This is a genomic window from Acinetobacter terrestris (genome assembly GCF_004331155.1).
Classification (GTDB): Bacteria; Pseudomonadota; Gammaproteobacteria; order Pseudomonadales; family Moraxellaceae; genus Acinetobacter; species Acinetobacter terrestris.
Genome location: NZ_SJNZ01000024.1, coordinates 29,682 through 54,615 on the forward strand (window position 1 = coordinate 29,682; position 24,934 = coordinate 54,615).

Below are 24,934 nucleotides of genomic sequence, written 5' to 3' on the forward strand. Positions count from 1 at the left end.
AGATGATCCGATAATAACGTGTTTAAATACAAAACGGTAGCGCAATAAGTTAATACTACGCTACCGTTTACAGTATTTGTGTAAAAAGTATTAGTTAATTTACATTAACAATACATTTTAACGCCTACTTAGTTACCCATTTGAGCTTTGATCAAATCACCAATAGTCTTAGGACCATTTTCTGTAGAAGTTGTTGCTGTTTTCAAGTTAGCAACTGCTTCTTTCTCTTCAGCTTCGTCTTTTGCTTTGATAGACAAGTTGATAGAGCGTGATTTACGGTCTACGTTGATGATTTTAGCTTCAACTTCTTGACCAACTTCCAAGAATTTAGTTGCATCTTCAACGCGATCGCGGTTGATTTCAGAAGCTTTAAGAGACGCTTCAACTTCGTCAGCTAACTTAACAGTTGCGCCTTTAGCATCAACAGCAGTCACAGTACCTTTAACCAAAGCACCGCGTTCGTTAGTTGCCAAGTAATCATTGAACGGATCGTTGTTCATTTGTTTGATACCAAGGCTGATACGGTTGCCTTCAGCATCTACAGACAAGATAACAGCTTCTACAGTGTCACCTTTCTTGTAACGACGGATAGCTTCTTCGCCTTGTTCGTTCCAAGAAATGTCAGATAAATGAACTAGACCATCGATACCGCCTGGTAAACCGATGAAGATACCAAAGTCAGTGATAGATTTGATCGTACCAGAAACTTTTTCGCCTTTGTCGTGGTCTTTAGCAAACTCTTCCCATGGGTTAGCACGAGTTTGTTTGATACCAAGAGAAATACGACGACGTTCTTCATCAACTTCAAGAACCATAACATCAACTTCGTCACCAATCTGAACAACTTTAGATGGGTGGATGTTTTTGTTAGTGTGATCCATTTCTGAAACGTGTACTAAACCTTCAACGCCTTCAGCGATTTCAGCGAAACAACCGTAATCAGTAAGGTTAGTTACGCGAGCTTTAACGATTGAACCTTTAGGGTAACGGTTCATGATCGCTAACCATGGATCTTCGCCTAATTGTTTAAGGCCTAAAGATACGCGGTTACGTTCACGGTCAAATTTAAGTACTTTAACAGTAACTTCTTGACCAACTTCAACAACTTCTGAAGGATGCTTGATGCGTTTCCAAGCCATGTCAGTAATGTGAAGAAGACCATCGATACCGCCAAGGTCAACAAATGCGCCGTAATCAGTGAGGTTCTTGATAGTACCTGTAACTGTTTGACCTTCTTCAAGCTGAGCAAGAAGCGCTTCACGGTCAGCTGAAGATTCAGCTTCCATAACTGCACGACGTGAAACAACAACGTTGTTACGTTTAGCGTCAAGTTTGATTACTTTGAATTCTAACTCTTTGCCTTCTAGGTGAGTAGTATCACGAATAGGACGAGTATCAACTAAAGAACCTGGAAGGAACGCACGAACTGGACCGATGTCAACAGTGAAACCGCCTTTAACCTTACCAGAGATAACACCAGTAACGATTTCGCCGTCTTCAAAGATTTTTTCAAGTTTAGTCCAAGTTTCAGCGCGTTTTGCTTTTTCGCGTGAAAGAACTGTTTGACCCATACCGTTGTCAAGAGCTTCAACAACAACATCAACAGTATCACCAACTTGAACTTCAAGTTCACGTTGGTCATTTAAGAATTCAGCGCGGTCAACAATACCTTCTGATTTAAGGCCAGTGTCAACTGTTACCCAGTCAGAGTCGATGCTTACAACAACGCCTTGGATGACAGCACCCTTTTCAACGTTGAAATTTAATTCGCTTTCTTCAAAGAGGGCTGCAAAAGATTCGGTCATGATATACCTGATAAAGTTCAGCGGTCTTGGATCAGACAAGGCCGGTTTAATAAAGCTTCCACATAGTCCGTAATAAACTGATCTAGCTATGCTTTGGCTGAAAATTCGTTAATTGGCTAATTGCTTTTCGACAAAATTGGTCATCAACTGGAATACTTCATCGATGCCCAATTCTGAACTATCAATGATATATGCATCTGCTGCCGGCTTGAGTGGAGCGACTGTGCGCTCCATGTCTCGTTTGTCTCGAGCTTGTATATTAGCTAAAATGTCGCTTATTTTAACATCTAGCCCCATACCCTGCAACTGCTTTACACGTCGCGCCGCTCGGGATTCAGCCGAAGCAGTCAGATAAATCTTGGCTTGAGCCTCTGGAAAAATAGAAGTGGCCATATCACGACCATCTGCAACCAAGCCCGGCTCTTGTGCAAAAGCACGTTGACGCGCTAATAATGCGGCTCTAAGTTCAGGAATTGCAGCAACTTTTGAAGCAAACTCACCCACACGTTCAGTACGGATCGTTTGACTCACATCTTCACCGTCCAGTTGAACCTGAGTTCCGGCTTCAGTTGTAACAAATTTTATGTCTAAATTTGTTGCAATTTTAATGCACTGCTCAAGTGCTGAATCTAGGCAATCCAGCAAGTCTTTTTGATGTAATGACAGCCCCAGCAAACGATATAAAGCACCAGAATCCAGTAAATGAAATTGATAGTGCGCTGCCAGTTTAGCCGCAAGTGTGCCCTTTCCAGAACCGCTTGGACCATCGATAGTAATAATTTGAACTGTCATTAATTTTCCACTTTACCCTATACAGTTTTAGCTAATTTCGAAAAACCTAGTTTAATCGCAGATTTAAGCTGTGCAAGAATTAATTTACTTACAAAAGGTGCTCGCGCCTGCAATTCAATGGTGTAGGTCACTAAAGTTTTGTCAGCATCTTTTGCTTCAAACTCGATAATCCCTAAATGATGTTTCACTAAAGGATTTTTAATAATCTGATATTCGATACGCTCATTAGGTTCCAGTAAAGTAATTTGTTCCTGCAGCGGTTTGATTGGGCCAAAACCCATACGGCGTACTGAGCCAATACCATCTGGACGTTCAGGATCTGCAGAGTCTTTAATTCGTTCTACCTGAATGGGTGCAAAAGCAATATTATAAGTTGAGTGTTTTGATAACAAATCAAAAACCTGATCGATGGGTGCGTTAAATTCTTTTTTTACTTGAATGGAATTCATGACTTATCCTAAATTTTAATTGACAATGCTTATTGTCATTTTATTTTACATGATTTGAATTAATGATTCTGACCATTTAAAGACTTTTCTTGTAATCTCTGCAGCCGTTTTTGCTCACGCCGCATCTTAAAAAAATCACTGAGTTGTTTAGAACATTGTTCATTCAAACATCCAGCCTCAATATCAAACTGATGATTATAATACCCTGTTTCAAATAACTTTCTTGCACTGATCAAGGAACCTGCTTTGGGCTCGGTTGCACCAAACACCACTTTGGATACACGTGCATGAATCAAAGCCCCGACACACATGGTACAAGGCTCTAAAGTCACATAAAGGACTGAATCTTCAGGAAGCCGGTAATTATTAAGATTTGCACAAGCCTGACGCAATGCTTGCACTTCCGCATGTGCGGTCGGATCATTCAAAGAAATTGGCGCATTGTATCCGGCGCCAATAATTTGATTTTGACTGACAATAATCGCACCGACCGGAATTTCCTGTTTCGATGCTGCAATGGCAGCTTGCTCATAAGCAAACTGCATCCAGTATTCATCCGTCAATTGTGTTGCATCAGTCATTCTTAACCGATCACACCATAGTGTTTCAACAGATTATTCCAGCTTTCATTTTTGGTCACAGGAGGATAATCCGACAAAATTGCTTTGAGTGAAAAATCCGTACCTTTCGTCCATTCTGGAGACAGGTCTTTATCCACCAAGCGTGCCCGGACACCTTCTACAAAATCTGAATGACGAATCTTCCAGTCTGAAATTTGAGTTTCAAGCTCAAACACTTCATTCCAGGAATGAACCTGCTTGCCCCATTGCCACAATAACCAGGTTAAAGCAGCGGTTGTAGGCGAACCTTTTTGCAAGTTTTCACTCGCCTGACGCAGCCAGTCACTGCGTGCATCACTCAAACCAATAATCGATTCATAGTCGTGCTCAAAGTTCACACCACGGCAAACACTGTGAATCACATCTAATGAGTTTTGCAGCGGACCAGGACCTACAGGGCGGTGCATGCCATTCAGGGTGTCATCAATGGCACGAAAATCACCGGCTGGATAATGTCCCCAATCTATATTGATGACTTTTTCCAACACGTTATCACGCTGTGCATCACAAATATGCGTTGCCCAACCAATACCATACGCACCTGCTGCCGTCATGATGGAACCGGTTAAGCCTGTAAATAAGCCTATAGCTCCACGATCAGCCAAGAAACGTGTCGCGCCGACATCTGGATATAAACCGATGTTAATTTCAGGCATCGCCAAACGTGAATAAGGTGTGACCAGTCGAAAAGGTGCAGCCATAAATAAACCTAGACCACCGCCCATCACATAACCTTCACCCCAAACCAATACTGGTTTAGCATAGTTATGCAGCAATAAATCTAATGCATATTCTTGTTCAAAGAATTTATTTGCTGTCTCCACTTCGTCATTAATCACTAATTGACGAAGTTTACGAACATCCCCACCTGCACAAAATGCTTTTGGTGTAGTTGAATCTAGCCAAACGGCTTTCACAGCATCATCATGCTGAAAATCCTGGAACACGTCTAAAAGTGCAGTGACGATGGATTCATCTAAAGCATGCAGAGATTTTGGACGGTTCAGGCGAACAATGCGCCAGCCATTTCCTGCTTCTTCTACAATAAGATCGGGGTGATAATTTTTTAATTCAGGAGATTGTGTCATGCGTCCAGCTGCCAATTTATCGGCTCAATGCCATTTTGTTTCAGATAATTATTTGCTTTTGAAAATACTTTACAGCCAAAAAAACCACCACGGTTTGCTGCCAGTGGCGAAGGATGTGCAGCTTTTAAAATCAGGTGTTTATTCGGATCAATCCGTTGACCTTTACGTTGCGCATAGGCACCCCACAGAATAAAAACAATATGCTCACACTGCTCGTTTAACACATCAATAATATGATCGGTAAAATCTTCCCAACCCTGTTTTTGATGCGAAGTGGGTTGACCTGCTTCAACAGTTAAAACTGCATTCAGCAATAACACACCTTGTTCAGCCCAACGGGTTAAATCACCGTGTTTCGGAATAGGAATACCAAGATCGGCATTCAACTCATGGAAAACATTACGTAAAGATGGCGGTAATGCAAGCCCCTTTTGCACAGAAAAACTTAAACCATGGGCCTGATTAGGTCCATGATAAGGATCTTGCCCTAAAATAACCACTTTCACACGGTTTAACGGGGTTTTATTTAGTGCATTAAAAATCAGTGAACTCGGGGGATAGATCACTTTATCTGCATTTTTTTCAGCAATCAGAAACTGCCTTAACTCATCCATTTTTGGGCTGAGCAAGAAATCACTCAAAACACCTTTCCAACTTGCATCCAACTGGATTTTATCTAGTTGAGCTTGTTGTTGTTCCGTTAAAGACATAATTGCTTCCTAATCCTTTTTTGAAAACCTAGTATGTGACTCAATGATCCTTAAATCTGTACCTGCAGATCAACACTCGGGTTTTGGAATTTAATTCCTTGTTGTAATTTTTCATACATATCAGGATCTGTCCATTCAGCTTGAACTTGTTCAGAGAACACAATTTGTTCAAGACTCAGCACACCCATTTGCGTATTTTCGATATCTTCGATAAAGCTTTGTGCATAGCCGGTATCCGTTTCATGCACAATCACCGAGTAAACTTCTACATCCCCTTCCCCATTTTGGGTTTCGGTTGATGCAAGCACTTGTTGTGCTAAATAGAAGAAAATACGTGAAAATTGTTCCGCAGAAGGAGAAACAGGTAAAGCTACCCAACGGGCACTAAATTTTTTGCAGGCTTCAATATATTCAGCATCATCATGCTGCCAAAAACAAATGGCATGATCAAAACTGTCAAAAATATCCTTGATTACGCCCTTCAGCAATCCGAAGTCATACACCATTTGACCATGATCTAGCTTCGAAGCTTTAAGCAATAATTCAACTTTATAACTATGGCCATGAATCGAACGCTTACAGCGATCCGATGTGCAATTGCGCACAATATGAGCATTTTCAAACTTAAATAACTTACGAATTAACATGTGTGGTGATGCAATCAAAAATATGTGAATTGAATTTGATTATAAAGCAAAAGTGAAAGTCTGGGCATTAATTTTACAGTTCAAAGCAATTGGTAAAACATATGCGACTTAAACAAGATAATAAGATGGATTATATTTCAGCTTGTTGGTTTATATGATTAAAATGGCGCCATACTGCGATATGCCACATACACTATTTTATCTTTACGCACCAAATCACTACTAAACTGACGTTTACGCCCACTTAACAACACTTCAATCTTGGCTTTGAAATAACTGGATTGCACTCCCAGCAAATCATTCACTTCATTGCGAATATCAGGGTTAACCTGCGTAAAAGGCTCAATCGCCCAAAGATCATTAATATTGGAAAAATATTCTAAATTTTCTTGGCGTTGCTGCAGAGCTTGTTGAACTGCGTTGACATCCAACTTGGGATCAAGACTCGCAAGCAGCATTGCGGATGCTGTATTCACATTAACTTTACTTTCTAATGTAGGTGCTGCACTGACATAATCTGCAATTTGCAGATATTTTTGACCTTCAAAGCCACGGATCAGTTTCAGTTCCTCAACATTATGAAATTTACTGTTTGGCGCTAAATAACCTTGTGGCAAGCCTTGATAGTAGCTTGCCTCCGCGCCCATCGCACCAATGGTTTCATCATCAGCATCTTGCCAATCAATCACTGCTTCACTCAATTTTTCAGGCAACCCGACACGTAGCAACAGTTTTTCAAACCAGGCTTTCGCTTGAGGATTCGCTGTGCCGTCAGCATTAACTAAACTATTTAAATTAAATTTACTTGATTCATCCTGCAAAGCCCCCGATACAAAACCATCTTCTACCGGAAAAGCTGGCATCGGTTTGGCCCAATTTTCTTGCAGATGATCGATATCACCTGCATTTTCAGCATCATCCACCAAAAGCTCTGAAAAAAAGGCTTCTGCGCTTTTGGCATACAATAACGATTGATTTTGACGCATCAAATATGCCGTATTCTCAGCAGTATTGGCCTGACGTTTGGCAATTGTCGCAGCAAGAATCGTTGCTAATGCGACCATCACCAAGATCGTAATTAAGGCAATACCCTGTTGCTGCTTCATGCTTAATCTCTTTAGATTTGGTTATGTTGGATTATTGGAATTATTATTTTGATTAATGTTCTGCGGCTTTAAATAGTCTGTATTCAACAGACTAAAAATCCATTCATAAGCCACATCTTTCACCATTAACTTAATTTTAATGCCCTTGGGTAATATCTGTTTTTGCGTGGCATCATTTAAATCTATTTGTCCATCTGGCCATGAGTTTGACTCATTCGGATTCAGCACCACAATTTCAAACTGGTCGACATCATTTAGCAACACACTGGATTCGGGTTGATCGCGTCCGCTGCTGTTTAAATTACGATATTTCAAACGATAGAGTTTTTTTTCATCTGCACGATATTGATATTCGACACGTTCATCCGGTGAAATACCTTGTTGCAAAGGATCCGTCACACCGGTTTTACTAAAATTAAAGCGACCATTTTGCAAAACCAAAGCGGGCTGAATATCGCTATTTATATTCGCAGTCAATGGTACGGCTTGAACCGTATCGCGTAAAACTTGTTGATAGGCTTCCTGTAACTGGCCCAAATTTACTTCATGTTCAGTATTACGCTCTTTGACTTTGATCAGGTAATCAAAAACTTTCCAACCCAATGCCGAAAGCACTGCAAATATGGCAATCGCCACCAATAATTCAACCAGGGTAAATCCTGAGCGAGGATTAACGAAATAACGTTTCGTCCGAGCGCAAGAGCAAGAACTGTGTTCGGAGTGGGCACGATTACGTCGAGTAACACTCGAACGTGGCGCAAGTCCGAAAGCTCTGTCTGGGGAGTAAGGCTGTGAGTGTAAAGTTTGATTTTTTTTATTTTTCGATTGCATCAAACTTTGGCCTTATAGTTAAAGAAAACCAGATTGGTGATACCGGATTCGACTTTACCGGATTCAGCATTAAACAAACTGACTTGCACTTCTATACGCTGCACATTCGGACTAATCGTCGATTGTGCAGATTTATCAATTTGCCAAGTTTCACCTTGCTGGGTAATCTGTTTGGACTGTGTTCCTTGCAGCCATTCCTGGTTAATTTCCATCACGGCAACTTCATTCAATGCCACGAATTGCGCTTTGGTGCGTAAAATTGCGTTTGATGTCGCTTGGGTATATTGCATCGCCACTTTGGTAAAAGCGATTGCAGCAGTTGCAAAAATGGCTAAGGCCACCATCACTTCCAATAGTGTAAAACCTGAGCGAGGATAAACGAAACAACGTTTCGTCCGAGCGCAAGAGGAAGAACCATGTTCTGAGTACACACGATTAATTCGAGTAACACTCGAACATGCCGTAAGTCCGAAAGCTGTGCTTGAGGAGCAGCGATGAGTGAAACGCTGTTTCAACGCTGCGCAAGACCAAGCGCTCCACTTTGAGTACCTAGCTTTCATTGATTTTACCTAAATGATCAATCTCGATTTCTTCGCCAATCGGACGTTGCTCGAAATAAAACTGGATCCGTACAGGTTTCGCTTCCCCATTGCCTAGCCAAAGTAATTTCGGTGCATTTGCACTCACCAAATCATCGTTATTGGCATTTTCATATACATAATCGAGTGATTGCACATTAAAGGAAACATGTTCGGGTAAAGCCCGTTTTTCAAATTCTGAATAGTCTTGCCATTTCTTATTTTCATTTATTACTGAATTTTGTGCAGCTTGAAGCGTTGGAATCAGATATTCAACGACACCATAACGAAATGGCGATACATCTGTTGCGGTCTGAACATCAAGGGCAAAAATGCGAGCCTGATCATTGGCTTCACGATTCATCCTGCGTAAATCCATGATAAACACTTCACGTGCCTGCATGGCTTTACGCTGATCAACGCCATTGATATTGGTTAAAATTAAAGATGCCATGATTGCCATAATCACAATAACCACCATCAACTCTATTAAGGTAAAACCGCGAATTGATGATGATCCTGTGTGCTTCATGGCATACCTTTAGGCAAATTGTTCCGTGGCGCGGATTTGCTTCGGCATCGCCAAGGCTTGGTCAATATAAGCGACACGCAATGTATCGCGTGAACCCAAATAACGCTGATAAAAACTAGAATTCAAGATTGCGGCTGCACCGTGAGTTAAAGCCCAGATTGAAGCCAAATAATCACGTACTGACATGCTGCTTTGAATGCTTTCCAAATAGCTTTCAGTCATACGAAAAATAATCCGCAAGCGCTGCTTTCTCACCTGATACAGCTCGCTGAACAAATGATGAATGCCTACACCCGTGGTAGAAAGACGTTCTTCAATTTGATGGAACAGCACGGTACGTTCCGGATGGTGTAAATGATGCAGCATAAAGAAAGCCAGATGTTCTGGAAAGGCTTTCTCATCATCCTTAATCATCTCCAGCAACATCTTCTCATTACGGATAATGAGCAGCATGTAGAGTTCATCTTTACTTTGGAAATGTTTATATAGAGTCCCTTTCGCTAGATCGAGTTCTGCGGCCAACGCATCAAGCGTCATCCCTGATTCGCCATTTTCTAATAACAGTTGCTCTGCAACCTGAAAAATTAACGCTTCTCTTGCTCGAAACTGAGCCTGACGATCCATCTTCACCCTGTAACTCTCTTATGCGCTTGTATCAATTCGAATTATTCACTTTAAATTGAGGAGGTTTTCAAAGTTTTGCATGGTAATGAAAGCAATTTCCTCAACTGACTTATCATATACATCACTTAAGGCTTTGGCTACATAGGGAACGTATTTTGGTTCATTAGACTTTCCTCTATAGGGCATCGGTGCCAGGTAAGGACTATCTGTCTCAATCAGTACGCGATCAAGTGGAACCTGCTTCGCCACATCACGTAAATCTTGTGCATTTTTAAAAGAAACAATGCCGGAAAATGACACGTAATAACCGCAATCCAGCACGGCCTTGGCGGTTTCCCAGTCTTCGGTAAAACAGTGCAAAATACCATGAGTCGACTTTTCAGCGCGAATGATATCGACCGTGTCGTGCTTGGCTGCGCGGGTATGCACCACTACAGGTTTTTTCACTGCCTGAGAAGCATAAATATGACGGGCAAAACATTGTTTTTGTTCAGTAATAAAATCTGTGCTATGAAAATAATCCAGGCCTGTCTCACCAATCGCCCAAACTTTTTCAGGCTGCGCCAGTTCAATCAAATAATCTGTGGTGGCGCGCGCCATGGTCGCAGGATCTTCACAGGGATGAACGCCAACACTGTATCCAACATCAGCATGACGTGCGGCAATTTTAGCAAGCTCGATATGGTCATCCAGATCCACCGAGATACTCATGAATTTGGATACACCCGCTTCACGCGCCTGTGCTAGTGCCAGATCTAAATTACCATCATAAGGCGTTAAATCCAGCAAGGTTAAATGGCAGTGAGTATCTACAAACACGGTAAAATCCTAAAGCGGTTAAACAGCTACATAGTGTAACTAGTTCGACCCTCAGACTTAATACCTACCAGCAACTTTTCAGCTTCTGATTTGTAATAAACACCTTTTTCCCCTGTCAACTGCATACCAAAACCTTGTAATTTGATGCCATTTTGTTTTTGAGAAATCCAGATAACTTTACCGGTCAAAGGAATTTTTTGTGATTGCTCAGGCAAAGTTGCCAATACAAAGACTTCTTCACCGATTTTTACCGGCTGTTTGGTTGGAACAAACAATCCACCACCTACAACATAAGGCATATAGCTGGCATACAACGTGTCTTTATCCGGGATATTCGCCTGAATAATACCGCCCATACGTGGTTGCATCATCTTCCCCTTTAAATATTTAGATGTTCATTAGTTTTATACACAGTTGATCAAGCACCAAATTGCTTTGTACATTCTGCTCGATAAACCGTTTAGATTGTTGCAAGTCGGAATAAATCGTGAATAAAAATTCCAATGTATATTGTTCTGATAGCACACTCAAATCCAAATCTGGATTTTTAACCTGCTGATTGAGCTTGACACAAATTAAATCGGACAACAAGTATTCAAACATTTGCGCAAAATCACTAAAACTTAAGGCTTTGTTCCACTTGGTCGCAATTGCCATCGGCATATTCTTTTGTGTCACTAATTTTTGCCAGTCATTTAGAAATTCCTGTCGCTTATTCAACCATTCAGCTTGGGCCAATTGCATGGCCTGCAAAGGCATTTGATTGGACAGATTCAGCAACAGTTGTTTTTGAGTTTGATCTAAACCAGGTAACTGCTGAGATAAATACTCGCCTGCTTGAACTTCCGACATCCGGTCTAAAGCAAAATGTTGCAAACGACTGCGAATAGTCGCAGGAAGTTTCAGATAATGATCGGCTAGTAAAATAATAACAATACGATCGCCCGGTTCTTCAAGGGTTTTAAGTAAGGCATTCGCGGAAGCCATATTTAAAGCTTCTGCCGGCTCAATCACAATCACCCGCCAACCATCTACCGTTTGTTGGACAAAGGGCAATAAATCACGAATTTTTTCGATCTTGATTTTGGCATTTTGCTTTTTATTTTCTTCATCCGTGCTGATATACACATAGTTCGGATGAGTATCCGATTTTAACCACAAACAACTGCCACATTCACCGCAAGGTGCATTGCTGGCATGACGATTGGCACATAAAACCCAAGCCAAAAAATATTGCGCAAACGCTTCCTTGCCACAGCCTTTTTTGCCATAAAAAAGCAAGCCATGCCCAAGTTTGGGGAAACGCCCGGTTAGCGTCTCCCAAACGGTTTGTTGCCATGGATAAACTTGTGCGACCACATCTTTTTGCATTGAATTAAAGCCCAACCTTATCCCCAATTTTACTCAAAGCAGCAAACATCCATTTCATTGAGACGATCCAAATCCGCTTGTGTATCAACGCCTGGTGGCAAGTTGGCTTCAGCAACAGCAATTGCAATACGGTGTCCATTTTCAAGCACACGCAATTGTTCCAGGCTTTCCAGTTGTTCCAGCACACCCATATCCCAAGATACATATTCTTGCAGCAAATTCACACGGTACGCATATAAACCTAAGTGACGGTATGCCTGAGAATGTAATTCTTGGACTTCTTGTTTAGCACCATCACGATCATAAGGAATGGTCGCACGGCTAAAATACAAGGCCTGGTTGTATTTAGACATCACCACTTTCACGATACTGTCACGATGAAACTCGTCCAGGCTGTGAATTGGCTCACACAAGGTAGACATAGAAGATTCAGGCTGTGATTCTAATAGTTGTGCCACCTGCTGTACCAATTGTGCCGGAAGCAAAGGTTCATCGCCTTGTACATTGACAATAATATCTTCACTTGCCCAGCCTTTAATCCGGGCAACTTCGCTTAAACGATCTGTGCCTGACGGATGATCTGCGCTTGTAATGACAACATCCACACCTTCTGCACGGCAAACTTCAGCAATACGTTCATCATCGGTTGCAACACACAAATCGTCAAAACCCGCGACTTTTTTTGCCTGATCCACCACCCGTAAAATCATGGGACGGCCATGAATTGCAAGTAATGGCTTACCCGGTAAACGTGAACTTGCGAAACGTGCAGGAATAACAATATGTTTCATAAACGATGAACCTTAAGAAATTTGAATATCGAGTTGCTGCAATTGCTGATGCAAGACTTCATAACAGCCTGGGGACAGTACCGCCTCAACAGGAACCACCCAAATTTCACGTTTGAAATCTGGATTTTTCTTTAATAACGGCAGCAGTTTCACTGCATCTTTTTCGGTGGTAATAATCGGATTCCCATCTTCAAATTGAAGATCGGTGATTTCATAATCATAATGATCGGGAAATTCATGACCCTGAAATTGGTGAATTCCCATGGAATCTAAAGTTTTATAAAATCGCTGCGGGAAACCAATGCCGACCACTGCATAAAAATTGTCAGCTGGATTAAATGGCGTGCCCTCTACAGCATTGAGTAAATACGGTGTAGCCACTTCCAAATGCATATTTAACGCAGAGCCTGGTTCGGCTGCATGCTCAATCACCGTGCCTGTATTTAAACGGCTGGGAGGCTCACGCAAATACCCTTCAGGCAATAACTTTTGATTACCCAGGCCACGATTTTGATCCAGCACAATCCATTCAATTTGACGTTCTAAAGCCAGATGCTGTAAACCATCATCACTAATAATTAAGTCCAATTCATGTCTGGATAATAAATATTCAATACTGCGCTGACGATTGGAGCCCACGACCATTGGAACCCCGGTGGATTGAACAATCAAACAGGGTTCATCGCCAACGATGTCCGGCACAGATTCCAGATCGACATAGGCTGGAAAAGGGCCTTTCCCGCCATAGCCCCGACTAATCACCCCAACCCGAACATTTTGACTGTGGAGATAATTCACCAGCTGGATCAGCAGTGGTGTTTTACCACTCCCACCCACCGTGATATTACCAATCACCATCACCGGGATTGGGGCTTGATAGCTTGATTTAATGCCCATCTGATAGAGCTTTTTATTCAATAAAAAACCAGCACGATAAATCCATGACAAAGGTCTAAGCACAATTAACCACTTGGCTTGGTTATTCCAAGCATCCTGAATCAATTGTGCAATGGACATAAATCAATTTTCCTCGAAATTACGCTGATGCAACTGATAATAAGCACCATGCTTGGCAATCAGTTCCGCATGGGTACCTTGCTCAACAATTGTACCTTTATCCATCACCACAATACGATCTGCATTTTCAATGGTCGATAAACGATGCGCAATCACGATGGTGGTCCGATCCTGCATGGCTGCATCAAACGCCCGTTGAATAAAGTATTCCGATTCATTATCCAGTGCACTGGTGGCTTCATCAAGAATCAAGATCGGTGCATTTTTTAAAATCGCACGTGCAATAGCAATACGCTGACGTTGGCCGCCCGAAAGGTTCAAGCCCTGTGCACCTAATGGCGTATTGTAGCCTTGCGGCAAGGCTATAATAAATTCATGCGCATAAGCCGCTTTTGCTGCAGCAATAATAGCTTCATCAGATGCACCTTCAAGCTGACCATAGGCAATATTTTCACGCACAGTCCGGTTAAACAGCACCACTTGCTGATTTACCATCGCAATCTGGGTTCGCAAGGTATTGATATCCAGCGCTTGAATATCATGCTGATCCAAATAAATATGACCTGAGCTGGCTTCCTGAAAACGCACCAGCAGATTCACTAAAGATGTTTTACCAGCGCCTGAACGCCCCACCAGTGCAACCGTTTCACCCGCTTTGACATTCAAGTTAAAATCATGAATGGCTTGATGACCATCGGAATAAATTAAATTCACGTTTTGGAATTGAATATTACCTTTAAGTACCGGCGTTAAAGTTCCTGTATTTTGCTCTGCAGGCAAATCGAGTAAGTCAAAAACTGAATGCGCTGCCGCCATACCGCGTTGTAATTTTTCATTCACATCGGTTAAGGCTTTAATCGGTTTGCTTAACATTCCCGCTGCGGTGATGTAAGCAACGAACTCACCGGCACTGGTATCACGCAAAATTTCTGGTCGTAATGCAATCCAGATAACAATAGCCATAGCAAACGACATAATGAATTGCACAACAGGGCTATTCAGCTGCTGTACCACCACCATTTTCAAACCACGTTTTAAGTTTTCAAGCGAGTGATCTTTAAACCGGGTTTGCTCATACGCTTGCCCACCAAAACCCTTGACCACCAAATTACCATTTACCGTTTCTTGCACCACATGGTTAACATCACCCATGGTGTCCTGAACTTGTAAAGATAATTTACGCATCCGTTTCGCTGCCTGACGAACCAAAAAACCCATAAGCGGAGCAAAAATCAAAATAATCAGAGTAAGTCGCCAATTGCTATATAACAGAAAGCCGAGTAACCCAATCGCAATCAAACCTTGTTGCACAATGGTTTTCAGTGATTCTGAAGAAGCTGCGGTTAACTGCTCCACATTGTACATAATTTTAGCAGTGATATGACCGCTGGTATTGTCCAGATAATACTGCGATGGAAGCGTTAACAGTTTGGCAAAAACTTCCTGACGAATATTAAAGACCAGATTACGTGAGATGACTGCGGTATAGTAGCCCCCGATAAAGGAACCCAATCCCCGGAAAAACATCAGTAGAATCACCAAGAAGGGAAATATAGAAGTAAAGCCTTGGTCTCTATGCTGGATTGCGGTAATGATTTTTTCTAACAACTTTGCAATAGATACTTCTGTGGCAGCACTAATTGAAAAACCGATAAAAACCAATATCGCTACACCCCAAAAAGGCTTCAAATAGCCCAAAAGACGTAGATAGACTTTAAAATCTTGCTTCACTAATAACCTCTAGACGGAACTTTAGTACTAATATTGATATTAACAAAACCCAGTTGACCTGCAACATCCATCACCCGAATCACATCCTGATGCGTGGCTTTGGCATCCGCGGCAATCACAAACATTAAATCACGACGATCATTAGAAATCTGTTTAATTGCAGTATTTAAATCTGCAACCTCTTTACTTGCAAGCGATTGTCCGTTAATTGAATAATGCCCGGAAGCATCCACAACCACTTCAACTTTATGATCATATTGCTTCGGTGGAACACCATGCGCATCTGGCAAGGTTAAATTCATGCGACTAAACTGGTTAAACGTGGTGGATAACAGTAAAAATACCAGAATAAACAGCAAGCAGTCGATCATGGGGGTTAAGTTAATATGAATATCTTCAACTTGTGTGCGTTTGAATTTCATTTTCCACCCTAACCTGCTTTTCTAATATCTTGTTCTTCAGCTGTAGAATTTTGATAGAAAAGTGCTGCATGGAATAAGGTCGACTGTTGCTCAAGTTCAGCAACATACTCTTGCACCAAACGCTGAAAATAACGGTAGGCAAACAATGCTGGAATGGCAATAAACATCCCCGCTGCAGTCGTAATCAACGCTTTTGAAATGCCGGGAATCATCAAGGTTGGATTGCTATTAGTGCCTAGGTCAATCACCAAGAATGATTCGATAATACCCAGAACGGTACCTAACAAACCTAACAATGGTGCTACTGCACTGAGTGTACCCAAGAAATTAATGTTTTTTTCCAAATAGCCAATTTCTTGAGAAGCAGTGGTTTCCATCTGTGCGCGGGCATACTGCTCATTTTTAGTTTTACTTTGATAACCTGCAGTAAAGATGCGCCCCAAAGTACTACTTTGCAATACTTTATCTTTTTGCAATTGCTGCATGACAACATCGGCATTTTGCGTTTGATTCAGTAACAATGCCTTGGGCAAAATCATTGATTTTTTTAATCGAATAAAGCGCTCAACGGTTATTGCTACTGTAAAAATCGAACATAAAACAAGAGGAAGCATCAGCCAGCCTCCTGCTTTGACTAATTCCCACATCTGTTTTTCCCCAATAAAACCAACAAAAAATTATTCTGCGAAACAAATATTCAAAATACCATCTAATTCATCCAGTGAATGATACTGAATGACCAGTTTTCCTTTACCTTGCTTATTATGATCAATCTTTACATCTGCACTAAAACGCTCTGCTAGGCGCTGCGTCAACTGCTGGATATCTGGTGCAACATCCACTTTGGTTTTTTCTTGTTTAGGCGCGTTTAAATCGCGGACCAGTTGCTCGGTTTGACGCACCGATAAACTTTTTTCAATCACATGCTCTGCAACTTTAAGCTGATCTTTGGCTTTTAAAGTTAAGATTGCACGCGCATGCCCCATATCCAACAGACCTTGCTGCATGAAGTCTTTGACGGATTCAGCCAAAGTCAAAAGACGCAATAAATTACTGACTGTGGTACGTGCCTTACCGACTGTATCGGCAATTTCCTGGTGACTTAAACCAAATTCCTCATGAAAACGCTGTAATGCCATGGCTTGATCAATCGGATTCAAATCTTGACGTTGAATGTTTTCAATTAAGGCTAATGCAATGGCAACTTGATCGGTCAAATCACGCACAATTGCCGGGATTTCAGTTAAGCCCGCAAGCTGTGCAGCACGCCAACGACGCTCACCAGCAATAATTTCATAGGGAAATTTTTCATCATCGATTGGGCGAATGACGATGGGCTGCATCACCCCATGTTTTTCAATCGAAGCAGCAAGTTCCTGAAGATCGGGTTCATGAATAAAACGACGCGGTTGGTATTCACCCCGTTTAAGCAAATGCACATCAATTTGTTTCAACTGGCCATGATCTAAACCTTGCGCTTCCATCTGTAATTTTTCTTTTTGGATTGAACCAAGCAAGGCATCCAAACCACGACCTTTAGCTAACCCGCGTTTTTTTGTGGTCATGCTTTAATTCCTTTTTTTACTTTACTTTTCTTTAACACTTCAGCCGCTAAATTTAAGTAAGCAACTGCGCCTTTTGAATTTTTCTCAAAATAGATAATTGGCAAACCATGCGCAGGCGCTTCAGCCAGGCGTACATTACGTGGAATCACGGTGTCATACAGTTTTTTACCAAAGTATTGTTCAAGTTCTTCTGAAACATCGCGCGTCAATGCATTTCGTGCATCATACATGGTGCGTAACACACCTATAATTTGCAAATCCGGATTAAGTGCTTGTTGAATCCGGTCAATGGTTTGGGTTAAATCCGCCAAGCCTTCCAGTGCATAATATTCACATTGCATTGGAATCAGCACACTATCCACCGCTGCCAAAGCATTTACCGTAATTAGGCTTAAGCTGGGTGCACAGTCCACAATAATATAATCAAAAGAATGTTCTATTTCTTTTAAAGCTTCCCTCAGAATAAACTCACGACCATCCTGTTCCGCAATCGCAAGCTCTACACCAGCCAAATCACGGTTAGCCCCTAAAACCTTATAGCCGACTTCCGCTTTGCTAATTGCGGTTTCAATCGGAACTTCACCCAATAAAACATCGGTTACCGAATACAGAAGATCATTTTTTTGGATACCAGAACCCATCGTGGCATTCCCTTGTGAATCCATATCCACAAGTAAAACGCGCTTTTTTAACACAGCTAACGATGCTGCCAAATTTACTGCGGTTGTGGTTTTGCCTACACCACCTTTTTGGTTCGCAATCGCAATAATTTGTGCCATGGTAACCCCAACCCTTCAAAAATAATTAAATACGTTTTAATAAAAGCAGATGACGCTGTTCATCCAGTCGCGGAACCTTTAATGCAATAATGTCACAGCTAAACTCTTGCTGAATGGCAGCGACTTCTTCTTCAGGAATGAGGCCTTTCATTGACGCAATAATACTGTTTTCATGCATATAAGGTTTTGATGCAGCAACAAAGTCGGTTAATGATGCAAAGGCACGACTGGTAATGACATCGAATTGACCCAAGTCATGAATACTGTCTTCATTTTCGACACGGGTTTGCACTGCAATCACATTTTTTAATTTTAAGTCAGCAATAAACTGCTTCAAGAAACGAATTTTTTTGCCATTTGAATCCAGCAAAACACATTCACGCTCTGGCTGACACAATGCAATGATCATGCCCGGCATACCGCCACCCGTACCAATATCCAGCAGGCGCCCTTGTGGCAAGTCTTTTAAAATACTTAAGCTATCCAGTAAATGCTTGACCAGCATTTCTTTTGGGTCACGAATTGCAGTCAAATTATATGCTTTGTTCCACAACACCAAAGCATCTTGGTATTTGAGTAATAAATTTAAAGCCTCATCGCTGAGCTCTAAACCCAAAGCCTGACTACCCTGCTTGAGTTCTTGAAAAAACGTATGCATATACAATTAACGTCTCGAAAAAGTTAGGTGAAGTATACCGATTTATACATGAAGTCACAGTAGCGAGTGCTTAGTGAATACGCACTTAAGCGTACAAGCCTTGCTTAATTTGTTGATCCAGTACATTTAATCGTTCCGGAGTGCCAACATCGACCCAAACAGCATGCATCTTCGAAGCAGATATTTTCTGTTCGAGCATGGCCTGTTTCAGCAAGGGTGCCAATGGGCGTTTACCACCTTCCAGACCCTCAAACATTTTAGGATCAATCACCGCTACACCACTATAAGTGAGCGCTTCACCCGGCTGTTGTTGTTCGAAGGTATAAGCACGACCATTTGCCAAGGTAAAATCACCCTGCGGATGCTGTTCCGGATTGGTTACAAATACCAGATGTGCTAAATCTTCTGCAAGCTGCACATTCAATAAACAACTAAAATCCATGCTGGTCCAGACATCACCATTGACCAGAATAAATGGTTCTATACCCAATAACGTCAAGGCATTAATAATACCGCCGGCTGTTTCCAGGCCTTCGCCCTCATGTGACCATAGAATGTTCACGCCAAACTGTGAACCATCCCCTAAAGCACTCGCCAGCTTGTCGCCCAACCACGCAGTATTAATGACAATTTCAGTCACACCGATTGCCTGTAATTTTTCAATATGCCAGACAATGAGTGGCTTGCCACCCACTTCAAGCAAAGGCTTGGGTGTATGTAGCGTCAGTGGACGCATACGGTTACCCATCCCGGCCGCAAGAATCATCGCTTTCATTATGCAGCAACCTCATATGTGCCATATTTGGCTTCAAATTTTGGCATCACTTTGGCTTGGATGAACTGCATAAAGGGTTGTAACTCCGCATAATCTTTACTTTCTTCAAGTAAATACCACATCACACGCGGCAAATCTTTCAAGTAACCTGTTTTTCCATCACGTTCAAATAAACGCACAAAGATACCCAAAATTTTAATATGACGCTGAATCGCCATAAAGTCCGCATCACGTTTAAACTGTGCAAAATCACGATCTTGTTTTGCAGTTTCAGGCAACAAGTCATAGAAGACTTTAAACCACTCATAAACACGATCCGCATTCCACTGCACATAAGCATCGCGTGTGATTGAAATCAGGTCATAAGTATCTGCACCAATCACGGCATCCTGGAAATCAATCACCCCGAGATCTGTCTCACCTTCAATTTTCATCAAGTTACGACTATGAAAATCGCGATGTACAATCACTTGCGGTTGTGCCAATGCAGCATTAGCCAAAATGGCAAAGCTACGTTTAATTAAGGCTTGTTCATCTTGAGTTGGCTGGATTTGTAATGAAGGTAACATCCACTCTGTGAGCAATTCCATTTCAGAAATCAGCTTTTCATAGGAATAAGCCGGAAAGTTTTCTGTACCATCAATTGCTTGCAATTCGATCAACTGTTTAAAGCTTTGCGCATAATAAGCATCAACAGTGGCATCGTTCAGCAAGGTTGAGAGCAAAACATCACCGAAATCCTCGAGCAATAAGAAGCCTTGTTCCAGGTCTTTTGCAACGATATGCGGTACACGGACACCATGACTATCGAAAAACTGGTCAATCGTCACAAAAGGCACACAATCTTCTTTTTCTGGTGGTGCATCCATGAGCATAAATGTTTTATTATTCAAATTGATTCGTGCATAACGACGGAAGCTTGCATCGCCTGGCAAAAAATTAATTTCAAATTGATCTGAATCAAGTACAGATGTAATCCATGTATGTATGATTTGTTCACGTTGTGTTTTCATTTGCGATAAATTCTAAAACAGGCTGAGTTTTTAAAGTACTAAGTGTAGCCACTTATAAACTTTTTCTCTATGATGCGAGAATAATTAATTGCGATTAAGCATACTTGGTTAATGATACAAATGAAGCATCAGTTCAAATTTAATCCTTTAGCGACTGCTATCTTGACCCTTTTATGTGGCAGCTCGATTTCAAGCTATGCTGAGTCCACACTTCCAGCTTCGACTGTCGACAACCAAAAAATGAAGGACAGCATTCAGGAAGCTTATCCTGGACAACAATTTTTTGAACAATATTACGTTGATAAATCCTCACCGGAAGCGCAACAGCGTCAGGGACAAAATTTAAGTTCCGCCTATTGTAAAGGTGCCTGGGTTACGCCGATTAGCCCGGAGACCCAAGCGGTAGATCCGTCTGAAGCCACCTCAGTTGTGACTGCAGATTATGGTCATTACGATCCAAAAGGTGACTCTGTCCTTGAGGGCAATGTCGTTATTGATCAACAAGGTCGCCAGATTCGTGCCGATAAAATCACCATTGACCAGACTCAAACTTTTGCCAATGCTGAAGGTCGCGTGCAAATGGCACAAGCCGGATTGCTCGCACAAAGTGATCAAATCAATTACAACTTAAAAACCCAGCAAGGCGATTTAAATAACAGTTTCTATATTTCTGAAGAACAACATGCGCATGGCCGTGCGGAGAAAATTGCCCGTACTTCTGAAAATGTTGTGGTGATGAACAATGCGACCTATAGCACTTGTCCACCCGATGAAACACCGACCTGGAAAATTCAGGCAGATAAAATCACTTTAAATCAGGAAACGGGTCGCGGAGAAACGCGCGGAACCAAGCTCTATGTTAAAGATGTTCCCGTTTTGGCGGTTCCCTACTTTAACTTCCCGATTGATGACCGTCGTACCACGGGTATTTTGACCCCAAGTTTTGGCTTTACCAACGACGGTGGTGTAGAACTCGCTGTTCCGGTTTATTTAAATCTGGCGCCAAATTACGATGCTACCGTTACGCCACGATATATTGCTGATCGTGGAGCCATGCTTGAAGGCGAATTCCGTTATTTAACCGAGAATTACGGCTCAGGTATGATTTGGGGCGGTTATTTGGCTTCGGATGACAAATATGATGGCCAAGACCGTAAAGACTTGCATCTATTGCATCAATGGCAAATTAACGATCAATTTTCTACCAACCTGGATTATAACTACGCCTCAGATAAAGATTATTTCTCTGACTTAAACAACAACCCCAACTCGAAGACCGACTTAAACTTGCGTCGCGCTTGGGAACTTAACTATAAAAATGGTATCCCCGGCTTAAAGGCCCAGTTAAAGGTTGAAGATTTCCAGACACTGGACAAGTCTGTTTCTGATCAAGACCGTCCTTATGCCCGTTTACCACAGTTCCTGTTAAATTATAAAACAGGCAATCCACTGGGTTTACAATACGAATTTAATAATGATACCGCTTACTTTAAGAAAGACATCAGCCTTTCTGATACAGCCAATACTGGCTCCTATGAGCCAAGTGGTACCCGTATTTATAATGACTTTGCTGTTCGTTATAACTACCGTAATCCATGGTCATTTGTCATTCCGGAAGTGTCGATTCGCAATATCAATACTTTCTACGATCAAGACACCATTAATGCCAACCAGAACACCAATTCTTCAAGTGAAAATCAATCGGTCACTGTGCCGCAATTCACTTTAGATACCGGTTTAACCTTTGAAAAAGAAGGCAAATATTTACAAACCATCACACCACGTGCATTTTATGCCTACGCACCGTATAAAAATCAGGATGGTCATCCAAACTTTGACTCAACAACAGCATCGATCAATTATGACCAGTTATTTAATGCACGTCGTTTCTATGGCCATGACCGTTTAGAAGACAACAATTTCTTATCTTTAGGTCTAAGTTATAGCTTATTTGATGAAATTGGTCTGGAACGTTTAAAAACCAGCGTTGGACAAAGTTTTTATTTTGAAGATCGCCGAGTAAGTTTAGAAAATGAAAGCAATCAGTTTGATACTGAACGTCGTACCGGCCCTGTTTTAAGCGTATCTAGCCAGCTGTCACAAAATTTCACGATCGGTGCTAACTCGGCATGGATGTCGAATGGCGACAACGCTCAACGTGACTTCCAGCTTTATTACACTGGTGAACAAGGTAACCTGTATAACGTGGGTTATTTCTATCGCCAAGATATTCCAAACCAGCAAAAACAATATGACCAAGTCGTCGCATCCTTCATTCAGCCAGTCTCTAACAACTGGCGCATTATGGGACATGCTCAATACGACATAGACAATAATGTAGCGCGTGAATATCTATTGGGTGTAAATTATGAAGCGTGTTGTTGGGGTGTTTCGGTTTATGGACGTTCTTACTATAATGACCTGGACGATGTGAATGCGGATGGCGTGAATGCAAAACGCGCCATCATGGCTGAAGTCAGCCTTAAAGGCTTAGGTGGTTTCAACAAAAAGCTTTCATCATTACTAGAAAACCGTATTCTAGGTTTTAATAAAATTAATCAATCTTGGACACAACGTTAATGAAGACAATACCGTTAAAACATTTTTTTAAAGCGACTGCTCTTGCTTTAGCCCTTTCTTCATCAATGGCTACATTCGCACAACCAACAGATGAAGTTGTTGCTTTGGTAGATAACAGTGTCATTTTGAAAAGTGATTTAGATCAAAGTATTGCAGAAGTAAAACATCAATTCGAAACCCAAAAAAAACCTGTTCCACCAGAGCAATTCCTAAAACAGCAGGCTCTTGATCAACTAATTATTCGCCAAGCTCAACTTGAGCAGGTCAAACGCTACAATATCAAGCCCAATGAAAAAGAGCTGAACGAAGCTGTGCTGAAAGTTGCTGCTCAGTCCGGCGGCAATAGTCTGGAAGCATTTCAGCAAAAACTGGATGCGATTGCACCTGGAACGTATGAATCGCTGCGTAACCGTATTGCAGAAGATTTAGCCATCAATCGCCTACGCCAGCAAATGGTGATGTCACGCATTAAAATTAGTGACCAGGACGTGGAAAATTTCTTAAAAACACCGCAAGGTCAAGCAGCATTAGGCAATCAAGTGCATGTATTACATGTACGTATTTCCGGCAACAACAATGTAGAAAAAGTTGCTGAGCAAGTGAAAGCGGCATTAAAAGACAGCAATGATATTGCTGCAATTGATAAGAAATTTACTGCCAATGGCGTGAAAGTCGAAAGTGCAGATACGGGTTTTCGCAATCTGTCTGACATTCCAAGCGAACTTGCGGCACGTGTAAGTCCACTCCAAGTTGGACAAACCACTGATCTTATTCCTGTGCAAGATGGAATACATATTTTAAAACTCGTTGATCGTAAAGGTGCTGATCAAAAAGCCATTGTGCCTCAATATAAAGCACGCCATATCTTGATTCAACCTTCTGAAGTGGTGAGTCCGGAAAATGCTAAACAGCAAATTGACAGTATTTACAATCGCTTAAAAGCAGGTGAAGATTTTGCAGTACTGGCTGCAACGTTCTCTAATGATCCTGGTTCTGCGCGTGATGGCGGTAGTTTGGGCTGGGTTAACCCGGGTGTTATGGTTCCTGAGTTTGAAACTCAAATGAAAAACACACCTATAGGTCAAACCAGTGCACCATTTCAAACCCAATTTGGCTGGCACATTCTTCAAGTTACGGATACTCGTCAACAAGATATGACGCGTGAATATCAAGAACGTATGGCACGTCAAATTTTAGGTGAACGCCAATTTGATGCAGAGTTAGATAGCTGGTTACGTGAAATTCGCAGCAATGCTTTTGTTGAGATTAAGGATCCGAGTCTGGATCGCAAAAAGAATAAATAAACTTGCTTTATTTAATTCTTAAAAAACCAGTTGTGATGAGCAACTGGTTTTTTATTTCATTAATATTGGGTCCAGCTCTACATAAGAATTTGGCAGGATTATTTATTTTAAAACTAAAAATTTTTAAATAAAAAAAACCTCTCACGAGGAGAGGTTTTTAAAAATCAACAATTAACGATTATTTTCGTCATCTTGAGGATCTTCAAATTTCGTTTCACCTTCAAAACCAGGGGTAGATTGACCACCGAAGCCACCTTGACCACCGAAGCCACCTTGACCACCGAAACCGCCTTGTTGACCACCAAAACCGCCTTGACCACCAAAACC

Annotated in this window: 27 protein-coding genes and 1 pseudogene; 2 read left to right on the plus strand and 26 right to left on the minus strand. The window is 41.6% G+C overall.

All coding sequences use genetic code 11. The features are described 5' to 3' along the window. Positions 1-128: 128 nt before the first annotated feature. From rpsA to E0H81_RS12750, 25 genes are all read right to left on the minus strand, one after another. Positions 129-1,805, minus strand: coding sequence for a 30S ribosomal protein S1 (gene rpsA / locus E0H81_RS12630; protein ID WP_131267288.1), 1,677 nt, complete (start codon positions 1,803-1,805; stop codon positions 129-131). A 108-nt stretch (positions 1,806-1,913) separates the two neighbouring features. Then, positions 1,914-2,597 (minus strand): (d)CMP kinase, encoded by a 684-nt coding sequence (gene cmk / locus E0H81_RS12635; RefSeq protein WP_131319365.1) that lies wholly within the window; start codon positions 2,595-2,597, stop codon positions 1,914-1,916. A 17-nt stretch (positions 2,598-2,614) separates the two neighbouring features. Continuing rightward, positions 2,615-3,046, minus strand: coding sequence for an SRPBCC family protein (locus E0H81_RS12640; protein ID WP_131319367.1), 432 nt, complete (start codon positions 3,044-3,046; stop codon positions 2,615-2,617). Between the two features lie 59 nt (positions 3,047-3,105). After that, the gene (tadA, locus tag E0H81_RS12645) at positions 3,106-3,627 is read right to left on the minus strand and encodes a tRNA adenosine(34) deaminase TadA (protein WP_131319369.1); all 522 of its coding nucleotides are present in this window, start codon (positions 3,625-3,627) and stop codon (positions 3,106-3,108) included. A gap of 2 nt (positions 3,628-3,629) precedes the next feature. Next, complete coding sequence (locus tag E0H81_RS12650) at positions 3,630-4,754, minus strand: enoyl-CoA hydratase/isomerase family protein (RefSeq protein ID WP_131319371.1); 1,125 nt, start codon at positions 4,752-4,754, stop codon at positions 3,630-3,632. Beyond that, positions 4,751-5,464 (minus strand): uracil-DNA glycosylase, encoded by a 714-nt coding sequence (gene ung / locus E0H81_RS12655; protein ID WP_131319373.1) that lies wholly within the window; start codon positions 5,462-5,464, stop codon positions 4,751-4,753. Before ung ends, E0H81_RS12650 begins: the two co-directional genes overlap by 4 nt. 50 nt (positions 5,465-5,514) lie before the next feature. After that, positions 5,515-6,111, minus strand: a complete 597-nt coding sequence (locus tag E0H81_RS12660) for a 6-pyruvoyl trahydropterin synthase family protein (RefSeq protein WP_131319375.1) — start codon at positions 6,109-6,111, stop codon at positions 5,515-5,517. A 158-nt stretch (positions 6,112-6,269) separates the two neighbouring features. After that, positions 6,270-7,217, minus strand: coding sequence for a type II secretion system minor pseudopilin GspK (gspK, locus tag E0H81_RS12665; protein WP_131319377.1), 948 nt, complete (start codon positions 7,215-7,217; stop codon positions 6,270-6,272). A 21-nt stretch (positions 7,218-7,238) separates the two neighbouring features. Beyond that, on the minus strand, positions 7,239-8,048 hold the full coding sequence (gene gspJ, locus E0H81_RS12670) for a type II secretion system minor pseudopilin GspJ (protein WP_131319379.1): 810 nt from the start codon (positions 8,046-8,048) through the stop codon (positions 7,239-7,241). Beyond that, positions 8,048-8,479 carry a type II secretion system minor pseudopilin GspI gene (gene gspI / locus E0H81_RS16260; RefSeq protein WP_280526104.1) on the minus strand — a complete coding sequence of 144 codons (432 nt, stop codon included), beginning with the start codon at positions 8,477-8,479 and terminating at the stop codon, positions 8,048-8,050. Before gspI ends, gspJ begins: the two co-directional genes overlap by 1 nt. 118 nt (positions 8,480-8,597) lie before the next feature. Next, entirely contained in the window at positions 8,598-9,158 is a 561-nt protein-coding gene (locus E0H81_RS12680) for a prepilin-type N-terminal cleavage/methylation domain-containing protein (RefSeq protein ID WP_131319383.1), read from the minus strand. A 9-nt stretch (positions 9,159-9,167) separates the two neighbouring features. Continuing rightward, complete coding sequence (locus E0H81_RS12685) at positions 9,168-9,782, minus strand: TetR/AcrR family transcriptional regulator (protein ID WP_131267299.1); 615 nt, start codon at positions 9,780-9,782, stop codon at positions 9,168-9,170. Between the two features lie 45 nt (positions 9,783-9,827). Beyond that, on the minus strand, positions 9,828-10,601 hold the full coding sequence (locus E0H81_RS12690) for a TatD family hydrolase (protein WP_131319385.1): 774 nt from the start codon (positions 10,599-10,601) through the stop codon (positions 9,828-9,830). A 26-nt stretch (positions 10,602-10,627) separates the two neighbouring features. Beyond that, complete coding sequence (locus tag E0H81_RS12695; RefSeq protein WP_067726035.1) at positions 10,628-10,969, minus strand: PilZ domain-containing protein; 342 nt, start codon at positions 10,967-10,969, stop codon at positions 10,628-10,630. Between the two features lie 19 nt (positions 10,970-10,988). Next, the gene (locus E0H81_RS12700) at positions 10,989-11,972 is read right to left on the minus strand and encodes a DNA polymerase III delta subunit-related protein (RefSeq protein ID WP_131319413.1); all 984 of its coding nucleotides are present in this window, start codon (positions 11,970-11,972) and stop codon (positions 10,989-10,991) included. A gap of 29 nt (positions 11,973-12,001) precedes the next feature. Continuing rightward, positions 12,002-12,763, minus strand: a complete 762-nt coding sequence (kdsB, locus tag E0H81_RS12705) for a 3-deoxy-manno-octulosonate cytidylyltransferase (protein ID WP_131319387.1) — start codon at positions 12,761-12,763, stop codon at positions 12,002-12,004. Between the two features lie 12 nt (positions 12,764-12,775). Beyond that, positions 12,776-13,780, minus strand: coding sequence for a tetraacyldisaccharide 4'-kinase (gene lpxK / locus E0H81_RS12710; protein WP_131319389.1), 1,005 nt, complete (start codon positions 13,778-13,780; stop codon positions 12,776-12,778). A 3-nt stretch (positions 13,781-13,783) separates the two neighbouring features. Beyond that, on the minus strand, positions 13,784-15,511 hold the full coding sequence (gene msbA, locus E0H81_RS12715) for a lipid A export permease/ATP-binding protein MsbA (RefSeq protein WP_131319391.1): 1,728 nt from the start codon (positions 15,509-15,511) through the stop codon (positions 13,784-13,786). Beyond that, positions 15,511-15,933, minus strand: coding sequence for an ExbD/TolR family protein (locus E0H81_RS12720; RefSeq protein WP_131319393.1), 423 nt, complete (start codon positions 15,931-15,933; stop codon positions 15,511-15,513). Before E0H81_RS12720 ends, msbA begins: the two co-directional genes overlap by 1 nt. An 8-nt stretch (positions 15,934-15,941) precedes the next feature. Then, positions 15,942-16,580 carry a MotA/TolQ/ExbB proton channel family protein gene (locus tag E0H81_RS12725; RefSeq protein WP_131319395.1) on the minus strand — a complete coding sequence of 213 codons (639 nt, stop codon included), beginning with the start codon at positions 16,578-16,580 and terminating at the stop codon, positions 15,942-15,944. A 30-nt stretch (positions 16,581-16,610) separates the two neighbouring features. Then, entirely contained in the window at positions 16,611-17,498 is an 888-nt protein-coding gene (locus tag E0H81_RS12730; protein ID WP_131319397.1) for a ParB/RepB/Spo0J family partition protein, read from the minus strand. Next, a complete protein-coding gene (locus E0H81_RS12735) occupies positions 17,495-18,277 on the minus strand; it encodes a ParA family protein (RefSeq protein WP_067866770.1) in 783 nt (260 codons plus the stop codon). The genes E0H81_RS12730 and E0H81_RS12735 overlap by 4 nt, the downstream gene beginning before the upstream one ends. A gap of 25 nt (positions 18,278-18,302) precedes the next feature. After that, entirely contained in the window at positions 18,303-18,935 is a 633-nt protein-coding gene (rsmG, locus tag E0H81_RS12740; RefSeq protein ID WP_131319399.1) for a 16S rRNA (guanine(527)-N(7))-methyltransferase RsmG, read from the minus strand. A gap of 85 nt (positions 18,936-19,020) precedes the next feature. Beyond that, complete coding sequence (gene murU / locus E0H81_RS12745; protein ID WP_131319401.1) at positions 19,021-19,710, minus strand: N-acetylmuramate alpha-1-phosphate uridylyltransferase MurU; 690 nt, start codon at positions 19,708-19,710, stop codon at positions 19,021-19,023. After that, a complete protein-coding gene (locus tag E0H81_RS12750) occupies positions 19,710-20,723 on the minus strand; it encodes an aminoglycoside phosphotransferase family protein (protein ID WP_131319403.1) in 1,014 nt (337 codons plus the stop codon). Before E0H81_RS12750 ends, murU begins: the two co-directional genes overlap by 1 nt. A gap of 120 nt (positions 20,724-20,843) precedes the next feature. Between E0H81_RS12750 and E0H81_RS12755 the strand changes: the two genes are divergently transcribed. Further along, positions 20,844-23,303, plus strand: coding sequence for an LPS-assembly protein LptD (locus tag E0H81_RS12755; protein ID WP_131319405.1), 2,460 nt, complete (start codon positions 20,844-20,846; stop codon positions 23,301-23,303). Continuing rightward, the gene (locus tag E0H81_RS12760; RefSeq protein WP_131319407.1) at positions 23,303-24,607 is read left to right on the plus strand and encodes a peptidylprolyl isomerase; all 1,305 of its coding nucleotides are present in this window, start codon (positions 23,303-23,305) and stop codon (positions 24,605-24,607) included. Before E0H81_RS12755 ends, E0H81_RS12760 begins: the two co-directional genes overlap by 1 nt. Before the next feature lie 171 nt (positions 24,608-24,778). Here the strand turns inward: E0H81_RS12760 and E0H81_RS16265 are convergent. Then, positions 24,779-24,934: pseudogene (locus E0H81_RS16265) on the minus strand (RNA chaperone Hfq); the annotation flags it as partial.

What these genes read in the sequence shown, in the direction of transcription:
- rpsA (WP_131267288.1), bottom strand. Translation starts at nt 1,805, where the DNA reads ATGACCGAATCTTTTGCAGCCCTCTTTGAAGAAAGCGAATTAAATTTC.
- cmk (WP_131319365.1), bottom strand. Translation starts at nt 2,597, where the DNA reads ATGACAGTTCAAATTATTACTATCGATGGTCCAAGCGGTTCTGGAAAG.
- E0H81_RS12640 (WP_131319367.1), bottom strand. Translation starts at nt 3,046, where the DNA reads ATGAATTCCATTCAAGTAAAAAAAGAATTTAACGCACCCATCGATCAG.
- tadA (WP_131319369.1), bottom strand. Translation starts at nt 3,627, where the DNA reads ATGACTGATGCAACACAATTGACGGATGAATACTGGATGCAGTTTGCT.
- E0H81_RS12650 (WP_131319371.1), bottom strand. Translation starts at nt 4,754, where the DNA reads ATGACACAATCTCCTGAATTAAAAAATTATCACCCCGATCTTATTGTA.
- ung (WP_131319373.1), bottom strand. Translation starts at nt 5,464, where the DNA reads ATGTCTTTAACGGAACAACAACAAGCTCAACTAGATAAAATCCAGTTG.
- E0H81_RS12660 (WP_131319375.1), bottom strand. Translation starts at nt 6,111, where the DNA reads ATGTTAATTCGTAAGTTATTTAAGTTTGAAAATGCTCATATTGTGCGC.
- gspK (WP_131319377.1), bottom strand. Translation starts at nt 7,217, where the DNA reads ATGAAGCAGCAACAGGGTATTGCCTTAATTACGATCTTGGTGATGGTC.
- gspJ (WP_131319379.1), bottom strand. Translation starts at nt 8,048, where the DNA reads ATGCAATCGAAAAATAAAAAAAATCAAACTTTACACTCACAGCCTTAC.
- E0H81_RS12680 (WP_131319383.1), bottom strand. Translation starts at nt 9,158, where the DNA reads ATGAAGCACACAGGATCATCATCAATTCGCGGTTTTACCTTAATAGAG.
- E0H81_RS12685 (WP_131267299.1), bottom strand. Translation starts at nt 9,782, where the DNA reads ATGGATCGTCAGGCTCAGTTTCGAGCAAGAGAAGCGTTAATTTTTCAG.
- E0H81_RS12695 (WP_067726035.1), bottom strand. Translation starts at nt 10,969, where the DNA reads ATGCAACCACGTATGGGCGGTATTATTCAGGCGAATATCCCGGATAAA.
- E0H81_RS12700 (WP_131319413.1), bottom strand. Translation starts at nt 11,972, where the DNA reads ATGCAAAAAGATGTGGTCGCACAAGTTTATCCATGGCAACAAACCGTT.
- kdsB (WP_131319387.1), bottom strand. Translation starts at nt 12,763, where the DNA reads ATGAAACATATTGTTATTCCTGCACGTTTCGCAAGTTCACGTTTACCG.
- lpxK (WP_131319389.1), bottom strand. Translation starts at nt 13,780, where the DNA reads ATGTCCATTGCACAATTGATTCAGGATGCTTGGAATAACCAAGCCAAG.
- E0H81_RS12720 (WP_131319393.1), bottom strand. Translation starts at nt 15,933, where the DNA reads ATGAAATTCAAACGCACACAAGTTGAAGATATTCATATTAACTTAACC.
- E0H81_RS12725 (WP_131319395.1), bottom strand. Translation starts at nt 16,580, where the DNA reads ATGTGGGAATTAGTCAAAGCAGGAGGCTGGCTGATGCTTCCTCTTGTT.
- E0H81_RS12730 (WP_131319397.1), bottom strand. Translation starts at nt 17,498, where the DNA reads ATGACCACAAAAAAACGCGGGTTAGCTAAAGGTCGTGGTTTGGATGCC.
- E0H81_RS12735 (WP_067866770.1), bottom strand. Translation starts at nt 18,277, where the DNA reads ATGGCACAAATTATTGCGATTGCGAACCAAAAAGGTGGTGTAGGCAAA.
- rsmG (WP_131319399.1), bottom strand. Translation starts at nt 18,935, where the DNA reads ATGCATACGTTTTTTCAAGAACTCAAGCAGGGTAGTCAGGCTTTGGGT.
- murU (WP_131319401.1), bottom strand. Translation starts at nt 19,710, where the DNA reads ATGAAAGCGATGATTCTTGCGGCCGGGATGGGTAACCGTATGCGTCCA.
- E0H81_RS12750 (WP_131319403.1), bottom strand. Translation starts at nt 20,723, where the DNA reads ATGAAAACACAACGTGAACAAATCATACATACATGGATTACATCTGTA.
- E0H81_RS12755 (WP_131319405.1), top strand. Translation starts at nt 20,844, where the DNA reads ATGAAGCATCAGTTCAAATTTAATCCTTTAGCGACTGCTATCTTGACC.
- E0H81_RS12760 (WP_131319407.1), top strand. Translation starts at nt 23,303, where the DNA reads ATGAAGACAATACCGTTAAAACATTTTTTTAAAGCGACTGCTCTTGCT.